Annotated in this window: 15 protein-coding genes; 7 read left to right on the top strand and 8 right to left on the bottom strand. The window is 28.4% G+C overall.

The window, feature by feature from the left end:
* Positions 1–2: 2 nt before the first annotated feature.
* Positions 3–4,103, bottom strand: coding sequence for a type II CRISPR RNA-guided endonuclease Cas9 (gene cas9 / locus CX675_RS10920; RefSeq protein ID WP_130735276.1), 4,101 nt, complete (start codon positions 4,101–4,103; stop codon positions 3–5).
* A gap of 675 nt (positions 4,104–4,778) precedes the next feature.
* Here cas9 and CX675_RS10915 point away from each other — a divergent pair.
* Positions 4,779–5,312, top strand: coding sequence for a helix-turn-helix transcriptional regulator (locus tag CX675_RS10915; protein WP_130735275.1), 534 nt, complete (start codon positions 4,779–4,781; stop codon positions 5,310–5,312).
* A gap of 148 nt (positions 5,313–5,460) precedes the next feature.
* Positions 5,461–5,871: a hypothetical protein gene (locus CX675_RS10910; RefSeq protein WP_130735274.1), complete on the top strand. Its 411-nt coding sequence runs from the start codon at positions 5,461–5,463 to the stop codon at positions 5,869–5,871.
* A 298-nt stretch (positions 5,872–6,169) separates the two neighbouring features.
* On the opposite strand, the gene CX675_RS10905 is transcribed toward CX675_RS10910, so the two are convergent.
* The 5 genes from CX675_RS10905 to CX675_RS10885 form a co-directional block, all read right to left on the bottom strand.
* Complete coding sequence (locus CX675_RS10905) at positions 6,170–8,878, bottom strand: carboxypeptidase-like regulatory domain-containing protein (protein ID WP_240723633.1); 2,709 nt, start codon at positions 8,876–8,878, stop codon at positions 6,170–6,172.
* Entirely contained in the window at positions 8,865–9,599 is a 735-nt protein-coding gene (locus tag CX675_RS10900; protein ID WP_130735273.1) for a GLPGLI family protein, read from the bottom strand. Before CX675_RS10900 ends, CX675_RS10905 begins: the two co-directional genes overlap by 14 nt.
* A 72-nt stretch (positions 9,600–9,671) precedes the next feature.
* Positions 9,672–9,932: a hypothetical protein gene (locus CX675_RS10895; RefSeq protein ID WP_130735272.1), complete on the bottom strand. Its 261-nt coding sequence runs from the start codon at positions 9,930–9,932 to the stop codon at positions 9,672–9,674.
* Between the two features lie 37 nt (positions 9,933–9,969).
* Positions 9,970–10,722: a GLPGLI family protein gene (locus CX675_RS10890; protein WP_130735271.1), complete on the bottom strand. Its 753-nt coding sequence runs from the start codon at positions 10,720–10,722 to the stop codon at positions 9,970–9,972.
* 55 nt (positions 10,723–10,777) lie between these two features.
* Entirely contained in the window at positions 10,778–11,134 is a 357-nt protein-coding gene (locus CX675_RS10885; protein ID WP_130735270.1) for a hypothetical protein, read from the bottom strand.
* A gap of 608 nt (positions 11,135–11,742) precedes the next feature.
* Here CX675_RS10885 and CX675_RS10880 point away from each other — a divergent pair.
* The 5 genes from CX675_RS10880 (at position 11,743) to CX675_RS10860 (ending at position 20,896) form a co-directional block, all read left to right on the top strand.
* On the top strand, positions 11,743–13,437 hold the full coding sequence (locus CX675_RS10880) for a helix-turn-helix transcriptional regulator (RefSeq protein WP_130735269.1): 1,695 nt from the start codon (positions 11,743–11,745) through the stop codon (positions 13,435–13,437).
* Between the two features lie 153 nt (positions 13,438–13,590).
* Positions 13,591–15,819, top strand: a complete 2,229-nt coding sequence (locus CX675_RS10875; protein WP_130735268.1) for a CocE/NonD family hydrolase — start codon at positions 13,591–13,593, stop codon at positions 15,817–15,819.
* 234 nt (positions 15,820–16,053) lie between these two features.
* Complete coding sequence (locus tag CX675_RS10870) at positions 16,054–17,712, top strand: S8 family serine peptidase (protein WP_130735267.1); 1,659 nt, start codon at positions 16,054–16,056, stop codon at positions 17,710–17,712.
* A gap of 12 nt (positions 17,713–17,724) precedes the next feature.
* Positions 17,725–19,902 (top strand): lantibiotic dehydratase family protein, encoded by a 2,178-nt coding sequence (locus CX675_RS10865; RefSeq protein ID WP_130735266.1) that lies wholly within the window; start codon positions 17,725–17,727, stop codon positions 19,900–19,902.
* 142 nt (positions 19,903–20,044) lie between these two features.
* Positions 20,045–20,896, top strand: a complete 852-nt coding sequence (locus CX675_RS10860; RefSeq protein ID WP_130735265.1) for a thiopeptide-type bacteriocin biosynthesis protein — start codon at positions 20,045–20,047, stop codon at positions 20,894–20,896.
* Positions 20,897–20,916: 20 nt separating this feature from the next.
* Here CX675_RS10860 and CX675_RS10855 read toward each other — a convergent pair whose 3' ends face one another.
* Both CX675_RS10855 and CX675_RS10850 read right to left on the bottom strand, forming a co-directional pair.
* Positions 20,917–22,158 (bottom strand): hypothetical protein, encoded by a 1,242-nt coding sequence (locus CX675_RS10855; protein ID WP_130735264.1) that lies wholly within the window; start codon positions 22,156–22,158, stop codon positions 20,917–20,919.
* A complete protein-coding gene (locus CX675_RS10850) occupies positions 22,148–23,449 on the bottom strand; it encodes a DUF4270 family protein (protein ID WP_130735263.1) in 1,302 nt (433 codons plus the stop codon). The genes CX675_RS10855 and CX675_RS10850 overlap by 11 nt, the downstream gene beginning before the upstream one ends.
* Positions 23,450–23,529 lie beyond the last annotated feature (80 nt).

The raw sequence follows: 23,529 nt of genomic DNA, 5'->3' as shown, positions 1-23,529 counted from the left end.
TACTATTCTCCTATTTGTACAATTTGACCTAAATGATTAAGTCTAACCTTAATAATATCATTAATTCCGTTCAATCCTACTCTTTTAAACGAAATATCTTTTAACTCCTTATTGTCCCCTACTGTTGTTTCTAAATGATGCCTAAAGAAGTAATCTTTTATTGTAAATTTTTGTACTCTAAACAAATTTGGACTAATCAAATGGTAATTATCAGGATTTATCAAATCTATTTCATGAGAGTTAAAATCATCCGAAGGAAAAACAAAATATTCATTCTGTTTCATACTAAACAAGAATTCCCATCCTTTTTCATGATTTTTGTTAATTATTGGCAATCCTAGATTTTTTCGTACTACCGCATCAAAGAATGAAACAACCTCTTCTTGTAAGTTGCCTTTTTCATCACGATAAATAGCAACATGGTGGTTGTTGCCTGTACTTACAAAATCTACAGGAACTGGTTTTCCATTTCCGTCTAAAATTTCATTGCCAAAATGGTTCTTTTTAGTATGCAAAGCTAGTGCATTACTCACACCACTTATAGTAACTCGTTTTAAAGCAATTCCTTTTTCTTTATTTTGCCAAATAGGGCTTCCCTCTAAGTTAACAAATGCTTTTTTAGCATCTCCGCCAAATTTATCTAAACGTGCTTGAAGTATTTTCTTTAAACCTACATCAATTACTTTATCAATTTTTAAGTCGGGTGTAATGTCTTTTCTAATGGTGTAATTATCTTCTAACCACACAAGTTTTACTTTCTCGGGAACTACACTATTATTTTCAAGACTAATATAAATAGGTGTTTTTGCTAAACTGTTTTTACCTGTAAAGGCTTTTTTAGGATCATTGCTATTTTCTTGCAGTCGCTTTAATAGCAATTCTCGATACTGTTTCTTAGCTACTAGTTGAATGCGTTTTTCATCAAAACTCGCATTTATTTTTTCTTCTTTGGTTACATACTGTTGCAACTTTCCATAAATAGTTTCTTTATGCAATTGCCCTCTTGGCGTTAATTGTATTTTTTCTAGTACATCTCCTTTTATCTTAATACTGTTTTTATTGTTAGTTACTACTTTATTTTTGGCTTTGTAAGAAATTAAAATACGTTCTAAATGTTTTTTTGCTTCTTCTCTAAAATTAGGTATGGGAGCAATAAATCTAAGTTTGTTGTTTTTGTCTCTGTAGAGATGTTTGTTTTCTATTCCTAGAATAGATTTTGCTTTTTGTTCACCTTGTGTTTTGGCATTTAGATTGTTTAAATACTGTATATATGCTGGTTTTGTAAAAGCTACTGTTAAAGCATCCATCGCATGATGACGATGATCGTTTCGTTTAGACCAATCTTTTATTTTATATAAACGTTCTCCGCTTTTGCCTTTATCTTCATAAGTTAAACCTAGCTTGTCATATTTGTTCCAATTTAGTTCTTTCATTATTTCAACTAGTTCCCAATCTTCACGCAATTTATCTGTTACACTTCCTATGGTAGTGGTTACATTTCTAGAAACTTCTAGTAAAATTTCTTTTGCTTTTTTAGCAATGTATTGTGTTTCTCTCAATTGACGTTCTATGAATCCTTCTGGGATTTCATGGTCTGCCATTAAAAGTTTATTCTGTTTTGTTCTACTAATTTTTCCGTAAAAACTTTTTACTCTTTGTTCAAACTGCTCAAATTCTTCAATGGATAATTTTTCTTTCAAAAAACTATAAGCAGTTTTATTACTTTTATCGATATTCAATCGACGTTCACAAATTGTTTTATTAGAAAAGCTATCATCAAACAAACGTGATTTTGGGATAATGTGTTCGATATCGTATTCTTTGGTAAATAACTTAGAAGCTTCTATGGGTTGCCCAGTATATAAAGAAATACCATCGGTTTCTTTCCATAACTTATATCTAATGATGTCATTACGGGTAACTCTTGGAAATCCGAATTCTGTATGTAATATTTTTCTAATTTTTTCATGCTCCGCAGTTGCTTTGTTAATACTATTAGTCATTTCTTTGCGTTGTTCGTTGTTGTTTTTCAACTCACGAGCCAATTCCACACGAATTTCATCGGGTTTACCCATCATTGGATCATTTATAATAGCATTAATTACATTAATCATTTGATTAAGAATTTTCTCAACCACAGGATTTCTCAAACTATTCTTTTTAAGTAGTTCTAAAGTATCTTTTAAAACCCTATCATTATTTTGTTCCTTAGTCAAAGAAGAAGAATGATTATAACCCGCAATTTTTTTAGCTTCTTTTATTTCTAACCCTTTATTAGTTAAATTTTTAATATTGTCAAGCCTAACAAGTTCACAAGCCTTGTCATAAATATGACCATCCATTAAATGAGGTAATATTTTCTTAATAGCCCTTGCACTCAAACTCCCATAATCGGCTTGTAACTTGACATTTAAAAGAAAAGGCAAGTGCTCTTCTTTAAAACCAAATTTACTTTTTAAACTTTCTTTTAATTTATCATCATCTTCAGCTGCATATAATAAATGCCATAATTGATAATATGGTTGTTTATCAAAATCATTTCCTTGTACGGTAGGGTCAAAATCTAAAAGAGAGGTATTAATACCTAAATCAGTAAAAGCCGTTTTAAATACTTTACTTATTTCTAACGGTTCTAATTTTGATATATCCAATTCGTCATAACCTTCAACAACCAATATTTTTTCAAAAGCTTTGTAAATCTCAGTATTGGTTCTATTCCCTTCTATTTTTTTAAAATTAACACTATAATCAGTTTTTTTAAGACCACAAAAAGTAATGAATTGACTATCTGAAAAATTTTCTTTAAAAAATAATTCTTGTGCTAGTTGCTGTTTTAATTCTTCTTCTAAAAGAAAGGATTCTTTTGTAATTTCATTTTTAACAACAATATTATTGATGTTTTGCCATATTCTAAATTCTTGAAATAAAGGAGACGATTTTGGTATGACTTTGTGCCCTTTTTCAAATTCACAAAAACTGACTAAGTGTTTTTGTGATTTTAATTTTCTTTGATAGAAAATAGTAATATCTCTTATTTCTTTTTTTAAATCCTCATTTAATTCTGAGTGAAATTTAGCTTGGGTTTCCCATATTTTTTCAAATTCATCTAAATAATCTTGTCTGTAAAAAACTTGATTTTTTAGTTTTGCATGATTATTATTTTTTAATTGTCGGCATAAAAATTGACCTACAGTTTCTTGATTAAAATACAATTCTTTACTTCGATCGCTAATTGCTCCTAAATAACCACTAGATTTATTAATTTGATTATTAATTTCGGTTATGATAAAGGCTATTATTTCTAGGTCTAATTCAGTACTTATCGCTTCATTTCTCCATTTATAATGTTGCAATTTGGTTTCTTCCTTTGTTCCTTTATTTTCTACCAAAGGAATATTTAATGTTTTTGAAAAATATTGTGAAGTAAATGTTCTGTTTTTTCCTTGAATAGCTTCGAATAGTTCATCATTAATTATTTGAGGATGAAACTGATTCTGGAATGCAATAATTTTTTCTAATTCTTTTTGTAAATCGGAACGATAAAAATCAGGTATAAATGTTTTCCCTTTAGATAAGGAAGTAAACACCCATTGTCCTGGAGTGTAATTATTATCAAACAATTCTTTAGCTATTTTCATACCATCGATAGCTTCTCCTTCTTCTGCTGATTTTGCTTTTCTACTGCTTTTATATCCTCTTTTTTTATTAATCATAAGTAAAACTTTTACCAGTTCTTCTTTAGATATTTTATCATTAGCAGCTTGTGCTCTTAATTCATAAGATGAAAATGTAGTAGCTGTTCCTGTTTCTGCATATGTAAAATTATTTGGAATGAATTTTATTTTCTTGAAAATTTCCAAAAGATTATCTCTTCTTTGTTTGAAACGCTGTAAATTTCTTCTTGCACCTCGTTTCAATGTTCGATCTGCATTTATTGAAATAGTATTCCCTTTTTTAAAATCCGTCTCTTCATCTGTAGTAAGAGGTACAATACGGACTCCTGTATTAACTATTTCAGATTTTTCATTATCATTTTCGGCTTCTTTTATAAAAGCCCATCCAATGCTATTGGTCCCTAAATCCAGTCCTAATATTTTTTTCATTTATAATCGAATATTATTTGCTATTTAATGAATTTTTAAATTTAATTAAAAGAAAATCATCTTCTTTACGGTTAACCGTAATACAATGTAATTTTTTTTGTTGTATATTGCAGTACAATTTTGAAGCAATTCACAATAAGGATTATTCCGTTGTGAAAACATTTAAGTCGCCTCGTCTTTCAATACGGGGCTTTTTTATTTCCTTTAATGGGTCGCTTTTTTTATTTGTAAAAACAACAATTGTATAAACTTACATCGTTTTTCTCAACCTGTCAATACGTATTTATACTTATTTTTCAATGTTTTTTCTACGTATAAATACGTAGAAAAAATTATTTTATAAAATGTAGTAAATAAAAGGCTTTTCAAATTTTTCCAAAAACAACTGATTTATTTTCTATCCTATAGTTATTTTATTTCCTTTAAAATTATAAAACCCAACTAAATGTAGCTTACGGTTTCCTACATTTGATTATTCATATTTAAAAAAACATTGTGACTTTCTTTACTCTTTGAAAAAAAAGTCACGGTTTTTGTGATATTCTTGAAATAAAATATAAAATGTCACAATTTTTGTGACAAAATAAAAGTAAAAAGAGAAATGTCACACAATTTAGATAAAACACGTTCCAATCTTAATAAAGAAATGAATTATTCAGTAGTAAATAATTATAAATGAAAAAAGAAAAAGTAAAAATTAGAGAGATACTGGGAATGAAACAAGAAGAGATTGCTTCAGTATTAGAAATATCCAGAAGCCAATGGGCAATGTATGAAACTGGCAAACGTGATTTACCTACCACGTCCAAATTAAAACTAGCGGAAATGCTAACATTTGTTCAGCAACCTGATAGTATCTGGAAAAAACAATTTCCTTTTTTACATGAAAAAACTGAACAAAAGAAAAAGGTTTTAGAAGACTTACTTGTTATAAATAAACAGAACCAATTAATAATTGTCACAAAATTAAATGAAATAAAAAAGAAACATGATTTTAACATAAATCGATTAAAAGTAATGCTTTATTTGGAATCAAATCCAGTAAAATTAAACCATAATAAAGATCTACTATTAGAAGTGATGAAGGATAGAACAAAAATTAATGTAGAAAAAAATGGAAGTTTAGTGCAACTAGAATATGAAGTTAAATTAGAAACCTTAAAAAAGGAAGAAGAAATTTTAAAAAATAAATTACAAAAGCTAGGATAACGAACTAAGAAATCATTTCGTATAAATTTTAACCTTAATTTACAATTTTTCTTACAGAAAGTTAAATTTCTGGTAAACTTAATTTTGGCATACACGTTGGCATTTGGTTTGTGAATGATACCATAATAAAAACCTAAAATTTTAAATTATGAATTATTCAATTAGCAACGTAACACAAATTGCAGATTGCGATGTGTTACTATCTTGGGCAGAAAAAGAGAAAGCAGAATTAACTTTTAAAAAAATTTCAGAGGAACGTTTAACAAATAAATACGCCAGCACTTCATTAGAAGTAGAAGCTATTCTACAAGGTGTTTTAGCTGAAATTTCAGCGGTAGATACTATAATTAGTGTTTTACCAGAAGGTCAAACTAAAGACGACGAAATTAAAAAGAAAGTAAAATTAGAGTACAAAAAATTCTTACTAGAAAATCGTAAAGAAAGTTACGGTGCTGTAGCATTACTAGAAAAAGAACTTGATTTAGAACGTATTAATAAAGAACTTGAAGAAGTAGACACTTTTATTACTACTATTACAAATCATAAAGCTACCTTATAAATAAAATTTTATAAGTACGAAAAGGGTTGACTTTTATTAAGTCAACCCTTTTTGTATTAACTAATAGAAGATCTTCTTTCCTTGTCTCTTTAATTTAAGCAATAGTTTTTTTTTTATTCCAATTAGGGTAAAATGTAAATCTGTTTCTCTCTGGAGAAGAAATATATGTTTACAGAATATAAAACAAACAAAAGCGTCCTCCTAAAAGAACGCTTTTTTTGCGGCATACATTCATTACTAGCTACATGGCGTATACATCATTTTTATAAACATCATTTAGAACAGGCTGTAGTTTATTCTAAAATCGATATTCCATTTTTAATAAAAGGTATCTGGGTTGCAATCGATATTCGGTACTGGAAATACTAATATCGCTAATACTATAATTCCTGAAAGTTGTGGTATTGAACAAATTGTTCCCCGAAAGAAAAAAAGACAATTTATTTTCTTTTATGGTGTATTTTGCTTCTAGGTCAGCAAAATAATAGGTGTTATTACTACTGTCTAAATTTCCGAAATAGTATCTTTCTGATTGTATTTGAAAATTAAACTTTGAATTAATTACAAATGACAGATCCAAAAATGAAGTGGCATTGGTAAAAGAATTCTGAAGGGTTGTTTTCACTTCATTATATTCCCATTTTGTACCCACATGATAATTAAAAATTCCTTTAAAACCAGAACGCAATTCAAAACCATAATGAAACAAATTATTTTTCACTTCTCTTAAACTAGAATGATTCACTCTATTTTTATAGTTAGATGTAGAACCTCCAAAAAGCAATTTCAAATTAGAAGCAATACCTCTAAAATAATAATCAACAGAAGTACTGAAGGTAGCAAACGCTCTGTTTTTAATTACTATTTTTTCAGATTGAGAATAATTTTGTGCAATTATAGCATTAGTACTCAAAAAATCATGATTTTGTGTATACATAACAAAAGTATTGGCAAAAAACTTATCTCCCCAATTACCATAAGTATAACTTAACAAGGCATTAGAAGCATCCAATTGATTGAATGTTCCGGTTCCTTTCGTAAAAGAGCGAAACCCACTATGCACATAATTAGAATACACATCAACGATTGTAGCGTTAGTTCTATTGAAAGCATATGATGCAAGCAGTTTGTTTTTTTTATCTACTTCATATTCTACACTTAATTTGGGAGCAACAAAAAACGGATTTTGTGTCGTTTTTATCTCAAAAGACGCTAGAGTATTTGAAAACTGATGTACGTTAACTTGAGGTACAAGGTTAATCTTTTTAAATCGGTAGGTGTATTTTAAATGAGCATACAAATCGTTCACTCCATAGGTCGTTTTGTTTTGATAATCGACAGGGATTTCTGTGAGTTGGTTTGCATTTTTGAGTTGAAAATTGGAATGCAAGATATCTCTTCTATATTGATCCCCTATTTTAATTTCTAGTAAATCACCCTTCTTTTTCCGATCTAACAAATACCCTTCTACTCCATAAAAATCCATTTTATTTTCGTTAATCTGAGCTAAGTTATCTGCATTAGTTATAAATAAATCATTATACAAAAACTGATTTAATGTATACGCTTGAGGTGTTTTTTCATTAATTGCTCTAGCTGAAAACAACATGGCTTTTGTCGCTGATAGTTTATTAGTAAATACCAGTTTCTGATCGAATAATTGATTGTTACTGGTTAGTCTTTCCTGTAATAAGTCGTCATTAAATAACAGGTCGCTTCGGTCCTTGTTTCTAGATATATTTAACTTACTCACCAACTGAATTGCTTTTGTTGGAGAAATATCATAATCAAAATCTATTTTCCCAAAACCTACTAAGATATTCTTTCGCAACGCAAAATCTTCCTTATTTTGAAACGAAGTATTGTTTGCAAAAAACGATTGCATACTGTTTCTATAAAACTGATTTTCGTCTTGATTTATAAACGCTAAGGCCTTCAGCTTCATTTTTTGAGAAAGCGTAAAAATACTATTTAGAGAAAGTAACTCCGCATTATTAAAATTCACTCTTTTCTGTTTAAGTTGTGGCACATATACATCTAAACCTAATAAAGTTTGATTCTTTTCGTGATCTCCAATAGTTTCGTCTCCAAAAGAATAAATTAAATGAGACACATCTCCTGTGGCTGTTTCTCCTGTATTATTTACACTTGTTAGGAAATAATATTTATTTTTCTTTCCGAAATTCATCAAATTACTTCTACCTTCATATCTATTTTCTGAAACCAAGCCATATCCTAATTGAAAATTACCAAACCACTGCCTTTTAGCATCTTCTTTTAGAACTAAATTTAAAGCTACTTTATCGCTATTCTCAATCCCTTTCAAATGTTTGTTATTAGAATAACGCTGTAGTAGTTCCACTTTTTCAATTGGACTCGAAGGCATGTTTTTAGTGAGTACTTTATATCCTTTTTCAAAGAAATCATCATTATCAACCATTACTTTCTCTACTTCCTGATTTCCTGCTTTTATAGTTCCATCACTATCCACGGTAAGTCCGGGTAATTTTTTCAATAAATCTTCCACAACTTCTTCGTTGCCTTGTGCAAAAGCTTTAACATCAAAAACAATCTTGTCGTTTTTAATTGTAATGGGTCTACTGGATTCGATTACTACTTCATTTAATGCAATAGCTTTATAAGTCAGCATCGCATCTTTTAGCAAGGTTTGCGATTCGCTAACAAGCAACACTTCAATTGTTGCTGTTTCATAGTTCAATGCTGAATAGCTTAACACAAAGTTCCCCGTTTTGGTTGTTGTTAATTCATAGTTTCCATTTTCATCGCTGTAAGCATAGGCAATAATACTTTGCGAATTTTCGGGCTTTAAAACAACATTAGCCGCAACAACTGCTTGTCCATTAGTATCTGTAATGGTTCCTTTTATAGTTGTTTGAGCCAATGAAAAAGTACCTAACAGCAACAAAACGGCTGTTAGGTTAAACAAACTACAAATAAAAAAAACAATTTTATGCAACAGTATTAGCACGTTTTTACTCTTTTTCAATGGTATTTATTTTAATACTTATTTTAGCACTAACATTTCTATTTGCTTTTGACAACGATCTACTTTCAAAATTTTTCAAATAGTCATCTAATTCAATCAAATATTCTTTTCTTGATATTGTTTTGACATTTTTTGAAATATCCTTAATCTTAACATTATAAGGTATCGTAATAGAAGTAACAGTATACATTACTTCATTCGTATCATCTTTAACTTCCAATATCACTCCGGGAAGATTATTAAACTTCCAAGGTCCAATGTTATACGGTAATTCTAATGAATACCAAGCAGTATAATTTCTTCCTCTAAAAGTAGTTGTGGCTTGGTTACAATAGTACTTCCCTATTTGTTTAGTACCTTCTTGTAAGTCCCAATTCATTTCAGGAATATCCTCTTCTACTATTACAGGCATATTCTCATTGAAAATCTTCATCAACTCTAAAACCTTTTTCTTGTTTTTATCAATGAGAAGAAAATGTGAAACGCTATCTCTTTTTATTATTTCAACTATTCCATTTTCTAATTGTTTTTCAGAATATAACTTTTCTTCTTCTGATAATTTATGTTCAAATAAGGATAATTTAGAATTAAACAAAACAGTTGCATTGTAAGAAGTAATATTAGTTAATCCAAGAATCATTTTATATTCTATTTTCCCATCTGAAACATCACTTTGAGAAAAAAGAAGTTGCACAAATAATAAAAAATAAAGCTTTTGCATAGGAACTATAAATTCTTTTGTTTTTTTATACGTTTTAAATAGCAATAAAATACCAAGAGTTTTGTTTTATTGCTACTTTTTCTTTTTAATTATTCCTGCTTCTATTGCTGCTGCTTCAACTTCTTCACATGTAGTTGCTGTGAAAGTATAATCTATGATCATCGTAGCACCATCGATATTTTGTTTTACAGAATAGGTTATAGAACAAATATCATCTTCTTGGTTTTTTTCTTTAACAGTTTCGTTTTTACTGTTTTTTTCTTTTGTATTTGCTGAAACTCCTGAGATTACAGAAAACAACAGTACAGAAAGTAGTATTTTATAATTTTTCATTTTTATATTTTTATTGTTAATTACTAATAGAAAATCGTTATTTCTCTATATCATCATATTTAAAATCTACTTTAACATGTAGACCTCTATCAAACTTTGATGCAAATTTTGATTCAAACTCTTCTTTTTCTTTATTTTGAATCTCTAAAAACTCCTTCATGGAGTATTTCTTTTTAATCTTAGTAAGATCTAATTCTATTTCATGATTAAAAGGAGAAACTATTTTTTTTAAGTAAAAAGCAACTTCGTGATCATCATCTATGGCTTCTACTATTAAACCTGGAAGTCCATTTAATTTCCATGGTCCACTATTAATAGGTATCTCAGGACAATACCACACGGTATAATTTCTTCCTTTAAAAAAACATACTGCCTTTTTACAAGATAAATTGTTAATCATTTTTATATCATCTTTTAAAACCCAATCAATTACAGGGATTACTTCTTCCACCACATAGTTTTTCTTAGAATAAATGGATTTTTTGTCCTCTGCTATTACATTTTTTATCTTGTCTATAAAAACATAAAAAAAGGAACTGTCTATAATTTTTATATCAATTTTAGACTCTGTATCAATTATATCTTCTTTATAATTAGACACTTTATCAGATGGCTTATATCTAAATAAGGAATAATTAGAATTAAGTACTAATTGTGCTTGATATTCAACAGCTCCTTTAAAATTGAGATACATCTCATATTCTACATATAACTGAGAAATGTTGTTTTGTGCTTTAATTGTGTTTAAAAAAGTAAAAAGACAACATAAGATGAAAATACTTTTTTTCATAAAATTAGATTTAGTAGCACTGCCTAATTTTAATTAGGCAGTACATAATTTTAATTTATTGTATTGCAGCTAAAGCTTGTGCTTTTAATCTTTTAATTGCGTCTGTTAAAGTAGCACAATCAATATCTTTAGCGGTAACTGTTGCGCTAGCATATGTTGATCCTACACCAACACTTACCGTAACAGTTACATCACAAAGCGTCACAATTTCTAAACCTTCACCTGTAAAATTCTCAAAATCTTTATCGGTTTTGAAATTGATTATCATTTCACTGTTTACCTTTTGCGCATTTACATTTTCTACTGTAGCAATTTTAACTTTCCCGTTAAAATTATCGTCGCCTCCATTGTTTGCAAAACCAGTTACCGAAAATAAAACCGTTGCCATTAAGCCAAAAAATAAATTTTTCATAAATTTGTTATTTAATTAAATTAATTACAGTCATGCCTTTGTTCTTCAAAACATTGTATAAGGTGTGACTGTTTTTTTTAGTTGGTTGATCGAGTAAACAAAAACAAAGCCAACTCTTTCTTTATTCTTGTTTGATAGTTTTGTTTTAGAAAGTCTACCAATTCCTGTTTTGCTCGTCTTTTTTTATGGGTTACAAACAGCTGAATCAATCCCAAATAGTGGCCAACTATATTGTAAAGAAAAGGTTTAGCAGTAACATCTTCTTTATATTTTATTCGAACTTGTCTAATAGCTTTAATATTTTTTTGAGTAAGCGAACCAAATAATAAAGGATAATTACAATAGACACTAATAACACCACTTGCAGCATAAAATCATAATCTAACATAATCTCGTTTTTTGCAGAAATTTTATTTTCTAATTCTGATACCAAAACTAGTTGGCTTTTTTTATCTGTACAAATGAACGTACTTCCTTTTTATAAATCATAGTCCTTTTTTATCAAATGGATGTAACTAATTGCTAATTTCAAATTCATTTTAATTGTTTTGTGTGATATGATAAAAATTTGATTTAGTTTCGTATTTATAACAATTAAGCAACCATTTATGAAAACTTACATATTAATAATGCTATTTTTTCTAAAATTTAGTTATCCAACAAACAATAGTATTCAAAATGATACTCTAAAAAAGTTAAGTTTTGAAGATATAAGATTAAAATTAGTAGATAATATTGAAAATAAAAACTCTTTTAAATTTTATGTTGATTATTATATAAAAAAAGCAAAGAGGGAAAACAATGTCGAATATTTAATAAAAGGGTATGGTTTTAAAGTAGAAGAATACCCTTTTAATGAAGCAATAAAAAATGCCGATTCAATGTATTCTATAATCACAAATAAAGCGCCAAATTTATTATTCTTATATTATTTTAAATTGGGAAATCTTTATGCAAGTAACAGAAAAAATAAAAAAGCTCTCGATTCCTATTTAAAAGCTTATAAAAATTGTAAAGGATGTGAAGAAAAATATTATTATGCAATTAAAAGGCAAATTGGAATTATCAGAAGCACTCTAGGTCAAGACAAAGAAGCTATAAATATTTTAAAAGAAACTGAAAATTACTTCAAAACGAAATCAGTTGAAAATTATCTATTCCTTCAGTATAATATGGCAGAAATATATAATTCACTTTTAGATCTAGAAACCGCTAGATATATAATTGATGAAGGTATTATCTTATCAAAAAGAGAAGGCTCAAAATTAATGTATGATAGATTTATAACCACTAAAGGAGTTAATTTATATTACAGAAAAGAATACAAAGAGACTTTAGAATTACTTTTACCAATTTTACAAGATGCTAATTTTGTAAAAGAAGATTATTCAGACTTTGCATTTGTAAGCTATTATATAGGAAAAAGTTATCAAGAATTAAACGACAAGGATTTGGCTCTAAAATATTTTAAAAAAGTGGATTCAATATTCACCAAACACAACGATGTATATTACTGGAACATAGATACATATAAATTTTTAATTGACTATTATAAAGAGAAAAAGGAAATAAAAAAACAACTTATTTACACAGAACGCCTAATTAAAGTAGACAGCTTATTACTAAAAAATAATGAATATACATTTAAAAAAACAAATAAAGAATTCGATATCCCAAACTTAATTTTTGAAAAAGAAAATCTAATTAAAAAATTAAGAAAGTATGATTCTTTATCCAAAATAACCAATCTAATCTCTATAATAATTATAAGTCTATTGATATATTTATTTTACAGAAATAAAAAGAACAACAAACAAAAAATTGAATTAATAAAAAATGATTTAGAAAAATTTTTGTTAAACCAACATAAAATTTTTGAATATAAAAATAAAAATTCTACTGGAGATTTTATTAATAATTATGAAAAGAACAATGAATCACAAGGGAAAATGTCAGATTTAGCAAAAGAAAACATACTAAAAAACCTAGATTTATTTGAAAAAAATAAAGATTACATAAATAAAAATTGTTCACTAGAAAATTTAGCAAAAGATTTCAATACTAACAAGACTTACTTGTCTAAAATAATTAATGAAGATAAAGGTTATTCATTTTCAAGTTATATAAATAATTTAAGAATCGATTATGTGATTCAATTGTTAAAAGAAGACAAAAAAATTAGAAAATATAGTATTGAATCTATTGCAGAGGAAGTAGGTTATAATAATGCTAAAGCATTTAGTAAAGCTTTTTATGAAAGAATACAGGTTAAACCTTCTGTGTTTATTAAGAATATGGAATAAATTAATTTTATAGATTTTAAAAACTTCGTTTTTATAAAACTAAATTGATTTACGATTAGTAAAAAATGATTACTTTATAAATTTGAATTCCATTTGACAAAACGATTTTGACTCATGTTTTTAATTTAAAAATAGAGATATAGTTTTGTTCTTATGAAAATAAAGATTTTTTTATTACTTTTATTAAAATATAGTATTTCTATTTCACAAAATTATTTTATATCCAAAGATATTTTAAATGATACAATTCTATTAAACAAAGAATTAAATCAAATTGTAAAAAATGAATATCTAGGATTTAAGAAAATAAAAAAAGGAGATTCATTAAAAACTAAAATAAAACAAGAAATTTATCTAGAAAATTTCTCAAATGCAATTTTTTTAATTCAATCTTACAGGAACGAAATAGCAAATAATAATTGGGAAGGAAATTTATTATTTTCATTTGAAGTCTTCTCAATAGCTAAACTTAAAGAAATAAATAAAAAAAATGATTTTAATATTGCGCTAAATTCATCTATTGAAGAAAAAATAAATAGTATGGATGAAACCTTACTAATTGAGTTAAATAAAGAGTTAGAAATTAATGTTGATGATTACAAAATCACTAAAAATAAAATTTTAGAAAGTTTAAAAAACAAAGATTCTATAAATAGTATTTCAGCAAATAGTCTTATGGAATCAATAATTGATTTTAATGTCCTATTAAATGTTAACTATAGAGCTTTAGGTTTTTTAGAAAATAAATTAAAAGAGAAATTTTCTACTCAAAATTTCGAAATTAAAACTTCTGATGGAGCAACATTATCTGCTATTGTTATGAAACGTAACGGACAAAAAAAGTCCTTACCAGTTATTTTAACAAATAATATTTATGCTGGCGATAAGGATCTTCTTTTTTGTATGAGAGCAGCAATAAGGGACTATATTGGAGTAGTTGTTAATACAAGAGGAAAAAGAAATAGTACTGATATAAACGACCCTTTTGAACATGAAAACAATGATATATATGATGTAATAGAATGGATTAGCAAACAAGATTGGTGTAACGGAAAAGTAGGAATGGTCGGTGGTAGTTATTTAGGTTTTAGTCAATGGGCTGCCACAAAAAAATTACATCCTGCATTAAAAACGATAGTTCCACAAGTCGCGGTAGGCATTGGAACTATGGATTATCCAATGACAAATAATGTTTTTATGTCGTATTCACTAAGATGGTTAGAATATGTAATGAATAGTAAATTTATTAATAAAGATGATTTTAATAATATTTCAAAATGGTCTAAACTAGAAAAACAATATTATGATTTAGGTATTAAATTTAAAAGTTTAGACTCATTAAATGGTAAAAAAAATATCATTTTCCAAAGATGGTTAAAACATCCTAGTCAAGATGATTTTTGGAATGACATGATTCCTTATGAAAAAGAATTTGCAAAAATAAATATTCCCATATTAAGTTCTACTGGTTATTGGGATGGAGACCAAAGAGGGGCTCTGTTTTATTTTAATCAACATTACAAATATAATAAGAATGCCGAACATTATTTAGTTATAGGACCTTACAACCATAAAACAGCACAAAGCTTTCCAAATAATGAACTATATGGTTTAAAATTAGATTCAGTTGCAAAAGTAAATTTTATAAAACTTAATTATGATTGGTTTGACTATATTTTGAAAAACAAACCTAAACCTAAGTTTCTTAAAAACAAAGTTAATATCCAAGTTGTAGGAACAAATCAATGGAAAAACTTTAAGTCATTAGATGAAGCCAGTAACAATTCATTAAGGTTTTATATTGACAAAAAAAATGATTCAAGTTCAGTTTTTAAAAAGTCATCAATAAAATCTTTTTTTAAACAAACAATTGATTTTAAAATTAGAGATGAGAAAAAGAAATATTACTCTACAAGTATTGACAGTACATCAATAGGGGTAGGTAGAATAGCCCTTGAATCAGAAATACTAGAAAATGATATAATAATAAATGGATCATTTACAGGAAATTTAAAATTATCAATTAACAAAAAAGACTTGGACATTGCTATTGATTTAATTCAAATTAAACCTAATGGTGAAGTATTCTATCTTTCTGACTATATAGGTAGAGCAAGTTATGCAAAAGACAATACTAAACGTCAACTTTTAAAACCAAACAAAATTGAAGAAATACCTGTTAAAAACGCTAGCTTTGTTAGCAAAAAAATTGAGAAAGGTAGCAAACTAGTTTTATTGTTTGGAGTAAGCAAAAGTAGGTATTGGCAAATTAATTATGGAACAGGTAGAGATGTTTCTGATGAAAGTATTAAAGATGCAGATATTCCATTAGAAGTTAAGTGGTATAATGATAGCTATATTGAAATTCCTTTGCTAAAATAAAATGGTTAAATTATTACACAATAATTTAAATATTTTTTTCAATATATAAAGAAATCAAAAATTAATTTAGAAAAATTTGAAATTGCTAAATTAAATAACAGAAAACAAGTTTGTGGAGGAACTGGTAACGATACTAATACCGACACTAAACCTATAAAACCTGATAATCCAAATGATCTTAAAAAAACTGATAGTGATTCAGGAGTATTATGTGGATGTAACAGTAATTAAATTATGAGAGTATCTATATTTTTTATTTTATTATTTATAAGTTGTAAATCACTAGAAAAAAAACAAAATGATTTTGAAAAAAGTATAGATACTTTAATCATATGGCATCAGCAAGATTTCAAAAAAGATTCTGTTTATGGAATTTCGCTAAACAAATGGTATAATAAAAATTATAAAAAAATAAGAAATAAAATTATTGTTGCCACTATTGATTCACAAATAGACATCAATCATGAAGATTTAAAAAATCATTTTTGGACAAATAATGGCGAAATACCTGACAATGGTATTGATGATGACAATAATGGTTATATAGACGACATTAATGGGTGGAATTTTATAGGTGTTGGTGATAATAGTATACAAGCATTTACAAATTTTGATTTCGTTCGTATTATTAAAAAATATAAAAATGATTTTAAAGATTTAGACAGTATACAATTACAAAGCAAACAATCATATACTGAATACAGGAGAGCATTAAAAAAATATAAAGAAGATAAAAAATACTATGAACGATATTTAAAAGAAGAAGGTGTTCTTATTTCTGCTTATTATCCAGCAAAAGATACTTTAAAATATTATTTCCCAAAAGAAAACTATACTTCAGAACAATTAGATAGTTTATATCAATTATATAAAATTAATGACGAAAGATTTGTTGATAAAGTTAATAATTATGATGCTTCAAAAAAAGCATTCTCCGATCTAATTTATTATATGAGAATGATAAAACGTTATAACTTCACTATTGAATCAATGAAAAATTCTAGTCAACACAAAGATTCAATTGTAAACAAGTTATTAAACTTAGATTATAATGATAGAGAAAAAATAAAAAACAATCATTTAGAAAAGGGTTATGGTAATAATAATCTTTCCTCTCATGATAGGTTAAAAAAACACAACACAAAAGTTTCCAGTATACTTATCGGAAATCGAAATAATAACAAAGGCGTAAAAGGATTTCATGACAATATTTATATCATGCCATTAGTAATTTCTCCTTTTGGTGACGAACATGATAAGGATATCGCAAACGCTATTTATTATGCTGTTGATAATGGCGCTAAAGTAATCAACATGTCTTTTTCGAAAGAATTTTCGCTAAATCAAGAAATCGTATCACAAGCCTTACAATATGCAGAAAAAAGAAATGTTTTAGTGGTACATACTTCTGGGAATGCATCATCAAATATAGACTTAACTCCATTTTATCCTACCGATTTTAGTTATATAAATAATACAGAATTAACTCAAAACCTAATAACTGTTGGTTCCATTTCCAAAAGAATTGATAGTACTTTGGTTACTCCTTTTTCTAATTATGGTAAAAACAATGTAGATATTTTTGCTCCTGGAGAAGATATTTATGTGGCTATTCCAGATAATCAATATGCTTATGATTCTGGAACTTCTTTAGCTGCTCCTATGGTCTCGGGTACAGCCGCTTTGATTTGGTTATATTATCCAGATCTTACTGTACAAGAAGTAAAAAAAATAATATTAGAATCTGGAGTTAGTATCGATAAAAAAGTCATTAAACCTGGAACAAAAAATGAAATGGTGTCTTTTTCTGAATTATGCAAATCAGGTAAAGTTTTAAATACCTATAATGCTATGAAAATGGCAGAGAGGATAAGTAGAAAGAAAAACCATTAAAAAATCTTTCCCATGCAACCCTTCTCCTCTTTTAATACTTTTATTTTAAGAACCCCATTATTCCCAATTCATTTTTACACTTCATTGTTAAAAAATTACAATCGGGAAGCCATTTTTAAAACATTGGATCATAGCATTATTAAAAGCGCGATTGCTTTGGCTTCTCCTGAATTGCTACAAGAGTTGGAAAAATACAGAGCACAACCACAGTCCATTGCAAAAGAGAAGATAAATAGCTTAGAACAATCGCTAGTAAAATATTTAGCCCGATTGTCTTCTAGAGCAACGCCTTTTGGTTTGTTTGCAGGGTGTACTACTGGTGTTTTTCATTCTGAAACAGCTATTCAATTACAAGCAAAAGAACAATTTATAACGCATACGCAGTTTGATATGCAGTTCTGGACGCATTTTTTACAAGAATTAGGCAAAAAAGAAAGTGTACGAGAACAACTACTCTATTTTCCTAACACCTCTTTATATGTCATTGGCGACTTTTATAGATATATAGAGTACCAATTTGTGAAAAAGAAACGCGAACACACTTTAGCAGGCATTCGCAAAACAGATTATTTAGATATTATTTTCAAAAACGTTAGTACAGGAAAAAGCAGAAGTGAATTAGTAACTCTAATGATTACAGATGCATCGGAACGAGAAGACGCTTTGGCTTTTATAAATGACCTCATCGATAATCAATTTTTGGTTAGCAATCTGGAAGCAACTGTTACTGGCAATCAAGAAATTAAAAGAGCACTTGATATTTTAGCAAACGTAAAAGATATAACTCCAGTAATACAAAACATTACAGAAATTAATTTGTTATTACAACAAATGACTATTGAAAATCACTTTACAGTAGCGCAGCAGATTACTGAAAAAATAAAAAAACTAGAAGTTACCTTTGACGAAAAGTATCTTTTACAAACCGATTTGTATTTGAAAACGAAAATCAGTACACTAAATTACAACATTCGAAAACAACTTCAACAAGCTATTGCATTTTTAGAAAGAACACAAGTAGCTACTCAGCATCGCAATTTGGAAGCGTTTAAAAAGGCTTTCCTACATCGATATGAAACAAAAGAAATGCCATTGACCGTAGTTTTGGATTCAGAAATTGGTATTGGTTACCTTCAAGATGTTCGTTTGGATGATTCTCATCCTATTTTGGATCAGTTTTCAATACACAAACAAAATACAGCTACTACTACTGAGGAAAAATGGACACCTTTGGATTACATTTTGGAAACCAAATTAAAAAACACATTGGTCAACAAAGAAGCTATTTTGGAACTAAAAGACAACGATTTCAACTCTTTTTTACCTAAAAAGGAACAATTACCCTCTACTTTTTCTGCTATGATTGAAGTGGTAAAAATAGATCATACCGAAACGGTTGTTTTAGAATCCTTAGGAAACTATAGTGCCGCAAAATTAATGGGGCGTTTTAGTAATGGTGATACCAATATATATCAGTTAGCCAAAGAAATTACTGAGAAAGAAGCCACATTAAACCCTAAAGTGCTTTTGGCAGAAGTAGCTCACATTCCAGAATCGAGAACGGGAAATGTCTTAAGAAGACCTGTGTTACGAGAATATGAAATTCCGTATTTGTCAAACAGTACACTTCCAAAAGAACAGCAAATAAACATAACAGATTTGTACATTAGCATTGAAAATGACACTATTATTTTAAAATCAAAAAAACAGAATAAAAGAGTGATTCCTTGCTTATCAAACGCACATAATTACAGCTCTAATTCGTTGCCCATTTATCATTTCTTATGTGATTTGCAAGGACAACAAACCCATCCTATTTATACTTTTGATTGGGGTGTTTTACATTCTCATTACAGTACTTTTCCTAGAGTCGTATACAAAGGTGTTATTTTGGCAAAAGCCAAATGGTATATTTCAGAAAAAGAGACAAAAGAACTACTATACAATACTAATTTTTTTGCGTGGAAAGCACTGAAAAGGATTCCTAAATATGTAACAATCGTTAGTGGCGACAATACTTTGTTACTTGATATGGAGGTTGAAATTTGCTTTAACATCATGCAAAAAACTATTAAAGCAAATAAAAAAATAGTATTGGAGGAATTTTTGTTTACCAATGATAGTGTAGTGAATGATAAAGAAGGAAATCCGTATGCCAATCAATTTATCGTGTCTTTTTACAACGAATAAAGATAAGAGCATAATATCTTGTATGTTCAAGATTGCTTCTTTTACTTTCAATTGAATTTGATTATTGGCATTGACATTGATATTGGCATTGATATTGGCATTGATATTGACATTGATATTGACACTGAAAATAAAATAATATATGAGAAGAGATTTTAGTTTAGGAAGCGAATGGTTGTATTTTAAAATTTATTGTGGTGTAAAAACAGCCGATTTTATTTTGTTAGATTATTTGAAAGAAGCTATAAAGGAACTAATAGCCGATAAATATATTTCTAAATGGTTTTTTATTCGGTATCATGATCCTGAAGCCCATTTACGATTGCGTTTTAAAATAGACCATGAGAAACATTTAGGAACCGTTATTACAAAATTGTATCGCATTTTTGATATCTTACAAACAGAAAACCTCATCTGGAAAATTCAAACCGATACCTATAGTAGAGAATTGGAACGTTATGGCGTGACTACATACGAACTTTCCGAATTCATTTTTCAAGCTGATAGCGAATTAATCTTAGATTACATTGATTTAAAACCTAATTTTGAAAAAGAAACCACGACTATTTTATTTAGTTTTTTAGCTATTGATCAATTCCTTACGCTCTTTGGGTTAACCAATACAGAAAAATTAGAGGTGTTGCACCGTTTACAAGAGTCGTTTAAACAAGAGTTTCAAGCAGATAAAACGCTAAAAAAACAACTTGACAAACATTATCGTGATTTAGAAAATCAGATCAGTTCATTTTTAGCGATGGAAGACCTAGCACACCAATCATTGTATCATATTATTCAAACAAAAACTGAAAAAATAAAAGCTTCTGTTTTAACTATAAAAACGCTTTTAGACACTGCTTTACTTCCGTTTTTGAGCAGTCATATTCACATGATACTCAACCGACAATTCACCTCTAGACAACGAGAATATGAGTTACTTATTTATGATCATTTGTATCGCTATTATAAAAAAAGGAGCTATATATTTAATAAATAACACCACTTCTTCAGTTACCTTTAATCAATCTTTCTTTTTCTAAACCAATTATCGGCAAAACTTAAATTAACCGTTACCGAATGAAACTTTTCCTGAACTAATATATTAGACACCACCCCTTTAATACCATAAGAGTATGAAAAATTTAAAACATTCATAGAGTTACCAAGTGGAACACCTAATCCTAATGTAAGGGCATTAGTTGCAATTTTATTGTTGTTTATTTTTAAATTACCATCTTCATAATAGTAGCCTATTCTATAACGCATGCGGTTTCTGGTATTGTAATTTTCTTTACCCATATATTCCATGCCCACACTAAATAGATTAGAATCGGTATAGTTGCCTGTATTGTCGGTTAAGTGAGTAGCACTCCAAAAACTGCGTTTGTAATCAGATATAAAATTGTAATTTTTATAGTTGTATTTTACTCCAAAAGTAATATCTACAGGTAATTTATAATCGCTTATCGATACACTTTCGGTACTTTCAATATTGTAATACGCCTCGTTTACTATTCTATTTACTTCTCTATCTCGAGAAGCATTTAAACTACTTCCTAAAGTAACCACTGAAGCTAAATTTAAGCTAGGCGTTACTTGATACTGAAGTCCGGTACCTAGACTGATGCCTCTGTAAAAATTAGTATCTTCAAACACTAAATAATCATTGTCTAAAACAACGGTTTCATTTTGTGTAATGGTTCCAAACAGGTATTTAAAACTCAATCCTACATTTAATTTTGGGGTAATTTTTCTACCATAATTAACCGTAAACTTATTTAGTCCACCGCTTCCAGTTATCCTACTGTAATACTGATCTTGTGAACCATCTACATTTTCTACAATTCCGTTAAAAGTATACCCCACTTCTGTAAAAGGTTGTAACGACAAACTAATGCCTGATTTTTCATTGATTGGAAAAGCAAAGCTTAAATTTGAAAACACCAGAGAATAGGTTTTTCCGGTATTGGTCTTATCGCCATACACATTGTACTCTCCTTTTCCTCCTATATCTAAAAAGAAACGGTACAAGGGCATACTTCCTAAAGACGCTGGATTTAAATTGTTTATTTCTGTTTCGCTACCCAAAGCTATACCTGCTTTACCCAATGAATTTGTAATTCCAGTATTGGCATCGTTGCTGTTGCCTAATCCAAATAAAGAATATGGTGAAGAGGTAAGGTTGTTGTTTTGAGCATAAAAAAAAGTAGCCGAAAAAAACAACAGCATTAAAAAATAGTTCGAATTATTAGTCGTCATAATGCAAAAGAGTAAGTTTTAATTTGGCTTTGTTTTGAGGTTTATTATTACTGTTCAATAGCAATCGGTTGGTTTTAATACCATAATCGAAAGGCAATAAGACTAATCCATAGTTTCTCATGGTATTAGAGTTGAGTAATTCCTGCATAAAAGGACCTATAGATACATTTATATATGTTTCATTAAATTCGGGATTTTCGTTTTCTACATAAGCATGTACCGTATTGCCATTACTATCAATTAAAGCTCTTACAATTTCGTTATTAATATCGACCACAAATACTCGCAATGAATCTTCCACATACCTTTTTTTATCAAACAAATTGTTGTCTAGTGGTATTTTTAAATCGGCTTTGTAAATTACCCCACCTAAATCATACATCGTTTCTTTAAAATTTGGAAAAGTTATTTTGGTAGTTAAACCTACTCCTCCTTGTATGTACGTTAAATGAGACAAGGCTTCTTCTGAGATTTCATTTTCCTGATTCACAAAATCTACGGGCAAACTTGTTCCTGTTCTGTCGCTTTTTATTTGAGAAAAATGATTCCTATAGGTAGCAAAATTGCTATACTTAAAATCATAATACAAAACGCTACCGGGTTCGGAAGGATTTGAATAATAAAACCGTAAGTAAGAATCAGCAGTGGTAAAGGAAATCATAGCAGCATCTTCATCTGAAGCTGGTGCAATCTTTAATCCTTTGAAATACTCATTCAATTCGTCGCTACTGTTAATAACTCCAGTTTTAATTTTATCGAAAAGGGATAAACCAAAATTATAATCTAAAGTAATCTTTATACTGTCTTTATATATCCATGGGTAAAACGTGCGTTCGCCTAATAAACTAGTTGTTGCAATATCTTGCGTGTTGTAATAATTAGTTTGTCCGTTTCTATATTTAATTTTCTTATCTATGGCATGTACTTGTATCTTTTTTTGGGCTAACGTATCGTTATAATAATACCCAGAATATTTTAGGTTTAAAGCAATACTATCAAACACATAGGAGTTATCGATATAATAATTAGAAGGCATAAAATAAATATAACCGCTTGAAGTTGTTTTACCAAAGTAAGGATCGTTATACTGTCCTACTAGTATTTTACCATACAAATCTGTAGCTAGACTGTCTATTTTAAATGTCGACATGGTAAAGGAAATGGTATCGACTACTTTAAAGGCAACATTGCTTTCTATAAAATCTCCCGATGGTGTAAAATAGACTGCTTCTTCATTAGTACAAGAAGCCAGTAGCATACTCAATATAAGGGCATAAAAAATAGGTTTCATACTTTTTTTTGACCAAATGTAATTTTGTAAGCGCTATAATTAAACTCTATTATACCAATACCAAAAAACCAGCGATGTTT

The organism is Flavobacterium sp. J27, from assembly GCF_004303025.1.
In the GTDB taxonomy this organism is placed as follows: Bacteria; Bacteroidota; Bacteroidia; order Flavobacteriales; family Flavobacteriaceae; genus Flavobacterium.
This window is presented reverse-complemented; position numbering and strand designations above follow the sequence as displayed.